General features: G+C 60.6%; 5 protein-coding genes and 1 pseudogene. 3 read left to right on the top strand and 3 right to left on the bottom strand.

Annotated features, from left to right (window positions below):
* Positions 1-68 precede the first annotated feature (68 nt).
* A pseudogene (locus ABD050_RS09065) lies at positions 69-419 on the top strand (transposase); the annotation flags it as partial.
* A gap of 165 nt (positions 420-584) precedes the next feature.
* Here ABD050_RS09065 and ABD050_RS09060 read toward each other — a convergent pair.
* From ABD050_RS09060 to ABD050_RS09050, 3 genes are read right to left on the bottom strand one after another with little or no spacing between them, the layout of a single operon-like run.
* Entirely contained in the window at positions 585-2453 is a 1869-nt protein-coding gene (locus ABD050_RS09060; protein WP_343888964.1) for a TadE/TadG family type IV pilus assembly protein, read from the bottom strand.
* A gap of 8 nt (positions 2454-2461) precedes the next feature.
* Positions 2462-3157: a TadE/TadG family type IV pilus assembly protein gene (locus tag ABD050_RS09055; RefSeq protein WP_343888963.1), complete on the bottom strand. Its 696-nt coding sequence runs from the start codon at positions 3155-3157 to the stop codon at positions 2462-2464.
* Complete coding sequence (locus ABD050_RS09050; protein WP_343888962.1) at positions 3130-3801, bottom strand: TadE/TadG family type IV pilus assembly protein; 672 nt, start codon at positions 3799-3801, stop codon at positions 3130-3132. Before ABD050_RS09050 ends, ABD050_RS09055 begins: the two co-directional genes overlap by 28 nt.
* Before the next feature lie 438 nt (positions 3802-4239).
* Here ABD050_RS09050 and ABD050_RS09045 point away from each other — a divergent pair, with 438 nt between their 5' ends.
* Positions 4240-4920, top strand: a complete 681-nt coding sequence (locus ABD050_RS09045; RefSeq protein ID WP_343888961.1) for a squalene/phytoene synthase family protein — start codon at positions 4240-4242, stop codon at positions 4918-4920.
* A gap of 60 nt (positions 4921-4980) precedes the next feature.
* Positions 4981-5436, top strand: a complete 456-nt coding sequence (locus ABD050_RS09040; RefSeq protein ID WP_343888960.1) for an EF-hand domain-containing protein — start codon at positions 4981-4983, stop codon at positions 5434-5436.
* Positions 5437-5498: the final 62 nt, after the last annotated feature.

Here is a 5498-nt window from a genome sequence, read left to right as displayed (position 1 = left end):
CGCCGCCGCACATCCCGAGATCGCCAAAGCCGCATGAGGCCCCTCGTGGGGGTGTTTTAGCGCTTACGCTTTATTCGCGTCGGCTTGGGCGACCCTCGATCCCGCCCGAGAGGTTGCTGCGGGCGATGCTGCTGCAGGCGTTTTACGGGATACGCTCGGAGCGCCAGTTGATGGAGCGGATCGAGTTCGACCTTTTGTTCCGCTGGTTTGTCGGGCTGGGTATCGATGAGTCGGTGTGGGATCATTCGAGCTTCAGCACCAACCGGGACCGCCTGCTCGGTGGCGAGATTACCGCCAAGTTCCTGCGGGCGATCCTGGCGCAGCCCAAGGTGAAGCGGCTGATCTCGAGCGATCATTTCTCGGTGGATGGGACGCTGATCGAGGCTTGGGCGTCTATCAAGAGCTTTCGCCCCAAGGAATGGGAGCGACGATGACGGCCCACACTCGGGCCGCAATGCCGAGGACAGTATCCCACCGCCCACGCTCTTTCCACACTTTCCCCCAGGATTGAATCGAACCGACCCATTCCTGATCGCCGGATCAGGCTTCACGCACCCCGCTCCAGCCCAATAGAGTTCCAACCATTATTGAACCAGTCGAGCTGATTGGAGGGCAGTGGAGAATAGTTGCTGGAGAGCAGTGGTAATGTTGTCATTGGCCGTTACGGTCTGAACCAGCGGCGACCCGTCGGTGCCGGAGGATGCGCAGCTCTGCAGCGCGGTGAGGACCCGATCGCTACTCCCCGCATTCCCTGCCGGATACGGAGAGGGGGGAGCCGGCAGAAACGGAGCGACGTTCGTCTGAGACCAGGGGTCGCCGGCGAGCGACTCTGGAAGGTATTGCGTATAGAGGATGGCGATCTTGATTCCCTTAGCCTTGATGGCCGTGCATTGAGTCAGGTCGCCACTCTGCATCGGACCGAAATAGCGGCCGCTGCCGTTCGGCTGGTCAAGCATACCGTCGGTGACGATGAAGAGTATCTTTTGCGGTGTCGCTCCTGGAGCGCCCGTTCCTGCCGTGGGGATGATGTTTTTCATGGTCGTGAGCATGTTGGTTATTTCGGTAGACTTGTCGTCGTTGTTGGTGCTGCTGGTGGGTTGCGAGTTCGACCACCAATAGTCGTCTGCCGGGAACAAGGAGGCCGCCGAAAAGCCAGTGCCGTACGAGGCGACGTTTGTCAGGCTATTTAGAGTCTTGACGGGCGAGGAGCCGCCAGATCGCGTCCAGTCGAAAGAAAACATCTGCGCCTGGTAGGTGATTTGGTATTGGGCAGCTTGGTTGGAAGCGAATGGGATCAGCTGCGATGCCGCCGATACGACCTCATCCTTGCGCAAGACAATGCTTGAAGGGCTGCCATAGATCTGCCCATAGTTATGAGTGAGCCAGTACCCATCGGCCCAGTATCCAGTGTCGTAGACTGTATTGGTCGTGGTGGCGGTGCCGGTGGACGTGGTGGTGGTCGAGGCGCCGCCGCTGGCAGGCGTGGTCACCGTTTTGGTAGTCGGCGTCGAAGTCACCTTCTTGTAGACGGTCGCCGGACCGGTACTGCTGTCGGTGACTGTATACGTAGTGACCGACACGGTTGTCACCGTCGTGTCGATGTACTTCAGGGTGCTTCCGCTTCCGGACGTCGTCCTCGTCGGTCCCGAGACCGACGTCGAGGAGGAGGTCATGAGGTTGCCTGAGCTGTCATAGACCAGGTTTGCTGATGAATCCCACCGATAATAGATATTTTGTTTTGATGAGCCGGACGTATAATAGCCCGTCGACAATAGGATATGACGGGTTTGCGGATCTCTGACGTAGATACTGTCTTGTTTAGCCATCTGCGCATGACATGCAAAGGCGCAGCCGTTTGGCTTCCAAGGGGATTTCGTCGCCTCGATGATCTTGCTGACTCCATCCGAGGTCGCGGGCAGCAGCATCGAGGGCGAATTGTCCATCGCCAGGTAAAAATCGACGTTGGGCGGTTGCGCGGCGCTCGCCGTGGATTTGCCGCTCACTGTCAGGGTGGGGGCCCCAAGGATTCCGCCAAACACGTTGATCGACTTGACTGTATAGCTGACGGTGGCCTTCCGAAGATAGCCCAGAGCGCCGCTGCTCCCGGAGGTACCCTCCGTGATTGTGGGAGTCATCTGCAGATCCTGGTAACCCGTCAACAGAGCGGCCTGCGCGTTGAACATGGCCGTCGCGGCGGATTGCGATGTGTCGCGCGACTGAAGGATCATCGACGGTCCAACAGCCGCCAGCGCGGCAGCGTCGGCAGCGGCATTTAAGTGAGTCTGGAGACTCATGGCGCGGGAATAGTCGATCCCGAAGCCGACTGCGAAGGTCAGCGGAACGATCGCAAACCCCGTTATCATCAGGACCCCGCCTCTCTGATCGGCTTTTAGCCGCACAAGGAGCCTGGCCAATGCGGATGAAGACCCGAAAGCGAGGAGTTTCTTCAACATATATGCACCTAGTAAAGGCGAGGAACCATGTAGATGGTGTGGGTCAACGGTGTAGTCGCGATGGGGATAAAGCTGACCACGGGCGTGAAGTTGTAAGTGATCTTGCCCATATACAGCCAACCCCCGGCCGTGCCGACCTGGGTCTTGGTGCTGGTACCCGGGGCAAGGTTCCCGCATACATTCGATCCGTCCGGCGAGGTCGGCACCATCGTAGAGGTGATCATGTTACTTGGGATGGAGACGACGGTGTTGGCCGACTGTGCCTGATTCGTCGGGAGCGTGCCCGCTGTTTGATCCGAGGCTGTAGTAGTAACGACGCTGCCATCGACGTTCTGTGTCTGGGCCTGGGTCCAGACGACATAGGCATGTGCGGCATCGCAGATCCTGAGCAGCGAAATCTGCTGGGTCGCCTTATTGAGCTTATAAGGCGTCAGGACGACCCCACTGGCACTGAGGTACGATTTTGCGTTGGCGCTCGCTGGGTCGTTGTAGATGATCGTCGGAGAGATGGTTCGGCTGACGAGGTCGACCAGCGAACGGGTCGCGATGGTGACCTTGCGGTTGCAGGCGATCATATCCGACAAGCTGCATCCGCCGGTGTACAAAAGCACAAGCACAGGCACGCAGAATGCGAATTCCACGATCACCGCTCCGCGAGCGTCCTTTACGAAGCGCTTCAGCATGAGGTCTGCGACGTGCTGCATGAATAGGCCTCAGTCGTGAACACCGACGTTGCCACAAGTTTGTGATTTGCATTAGGCTGATCTATCATGTTCAGACCCAGCGGTCCTTTTCCTGTCGGCCACAGGTAGATCAGTTGCAGGACGATGATGTGATTTTGACCGGCGCCGTTCGACTGGTATGTGTAGCCCGTGCCCGTTGAGGTCAGTACGCCACTGCTGTCATAGGTGAATGTCGGCGAAGAGGTACTGCCTACGTTGTAGGTGTTTGCGGTGGTAACGTTGACCGTGAGCCGAGAGCAGGAGAGCATCGACGGCAACAGCGGGGGAATAGTGACAGTCTGGCCATTAGCATCCGTGCCGGAAACGCCATTACAGATGGCATTCTTAAAGTCGCTCGCTGACATGCCGACGTGACCATTGGCCAGCTGCGTCGTTTGAGCCGAGCCGGTCAGCAGCAGGCGCCCTGCGCTCTGGGCCGCGGTTTCCAGCATCTGTTGCGCCAGGTAGATGAACATCGTGTACAAAATCGCGAACAACAGCGCGAGGAAGGCAGGTCCGATTATGGCGAACTCCATGACGGCCATACCCTCATGGTTTTTCCACAGGTTCGTGCTGAATCGGCGGGCCGCCCTCAGTGAACAAGTGATACTGCGCAAAATCGCCACGAGAGTCCCCCTCCACGCTATTATTCACGGTCAGCGTTGAGATTTCGTAAACGGCCGGTAGCGCCGGTGGGGATGGTTGGCGCGCAGTGGCGTACTGGGGCGACCGAGCTTCGCCTTGCGAGCGCGCCCCCGTCACAGGCATGTTGCAGTCGCTGCTTCGTGATGTAGACCCCGGGTGATGTCGATACGGCCACCGACGAGCCCGGCGAGCGGGATCAGCGCCATCGCCATAAGCGCAAGGGTGTTGACTCGGACGTCCCGAGCCAAAACGCTCATGAGGCGCGCGGCATCACTTGGCTCTTCTTTCTTTCCGGCATTTACTTGCCCCACCCAACTGGAGCAATGCCCATTGGGCCGCCTATGGGGGGATAAAGGGATAATCCTGATTCAAGCGACATGGTTACCGCGCGATTCACCGTTGCCCCGCTCGAGTTGTTCATGAGCGACATGACCCAGAGCCGGGATCCGGAGGCCAATCTCGCACTACAATATGTATCGGAAGCGGCGCGGTCGGGCGTGCAGGCCCTGTTCCTGCTGGACACAACTCTCGCCCAGGTTTTGCGGACGACGCGCGAGCCGATCGTCGGCCAGATGCGGCTGACCTGGTGGCACGACGCGCTGACTGCGCTCGACACCGCGTCGCCGCCCGCCGAGCCGATCCTCCGGGCGCTTGCAGGTGATGTTGTGCCGCAGGGCATAACCGGCGCTCGGCTCGCCGGAATGATAGATGGCTGGGAAGAGCTTCTCGATGGTGAGCCGCTCGATGACAAGGCGATCATGCGCCACGCGGGCGCACGGGGCGCGGCGCTCTTCGCCATGGCGGGCGCGCTGATCGGCGCGGGCCGGGACGATCCGGTTGCACGCGCGGGAGAGGGGTGGGCGCTGGCCGATCTGGCGCGGCACCTGAGCGATCCGTCCGCGGCCGGCCGGGCCCTGGCGCTGGCCGAAGCGCCACTCAGCGAAGCGACGGGGGTTCGCTGGAGCCGGGCCGGGCGCCCGCTCGGCGCTCTTGCGCATATCGCGCGGATGAATCTCGCGGTGCCGCTCGATCAGCCATTGCCGGCCGGCGCGCCGCGTCGGGTCGGGCGATTGTTGTTTCATCGTGTCACCGGACGATAGGCTTTCGCAGCCCGATCAAAGGCGATAGCTTTCCGCATCGACAGAGAGGGGGGAAGCGCGATGTGGCGTTATGTTGCGGGCGGGGTTGCGGCATTGTTGCTGGCCACCGCGGGGATATTGCTGTTCAACAGTCGGGCGCGCCCGCCGTCACCGGTTGCCGCCCGGCCCCAGGCCGCCGTCGCGCAGGAGACCCCCTTGCCCGACGCGGCCCCCGAGGCGACCGACCGCACCCGCGAGCAGAAGCGTTTCGACCGCTACGACAAGGACCGCAACGGCTCGGTCACGCGCGAGGAATATCTCGCCCAGCGCCGCAAGGCCTATGCCAAGCTCGACGTGAACCATGATGGGGTGCTCTCGTTCGACGAATGGGCAGTGAAAGCCGAAACCAAATTCGCCGCGGCCGACAAGGACAAGTCGGGCGCGATGAATGCCTCCGAGTTCGCGACGACTGCGGTGAAGCGCAAGACGCGGATCGGCTGTCCGCCGGCCGCTGCGCAAAAGGACGAGGACAGCTAGTCATCTGGAACTGAAGTAAGATACATTGTATGTTGCTCCTGTGTGAACGACGGGAGCAAGCG

Origin of the sequence: Sphingomonas oligophenolica, from assembly GCF_039522915.1 — a bacterium.
Classification (GTDB): domain Bacteria; phylum Pseudomonadota; class Alphaproteobacteria; order Sphingomonadales; family Sphingomonadaceae; genus Sphingomonas; species Sphingomonas oligophenolica.
This window is presented reverse-complemented; position numbering and strand designations above follow the sequence as displayed.

Bases quoted from the DNA above. Each gene is read 5' to 3' on its own strand.
- ABD050_RS09060 (WP_343888964.1), bottom strand. From the start codon at position 2,453: ATGTTGAAGAAACTCCTCGCTTTCGGGTCTTCATCCGCATTGGCCAGG.
- ABD050_RS09055 (WP_343888963.1), bottom strand. From the start codon at position 3,157: ATGCAGCACGTCGCAGACCTCATGCTGAAGCGCTTCGTAAAGGACGCT.
- ABD050_RS09045 (WP_343888961.1), top strand. From the start codon at position 4,240: ATGAGCGACATGACCCAGAGCCGGGATCCGGAGGCCAATCTCGCACTA.
- ABD050_RS09040 (WP_343888960.1), top strand. From the start codon at position 4,981: ATGTGGCGTTATGTTGCGGGCGGGGTTGCGGCATTGTTGCTGGCCACC.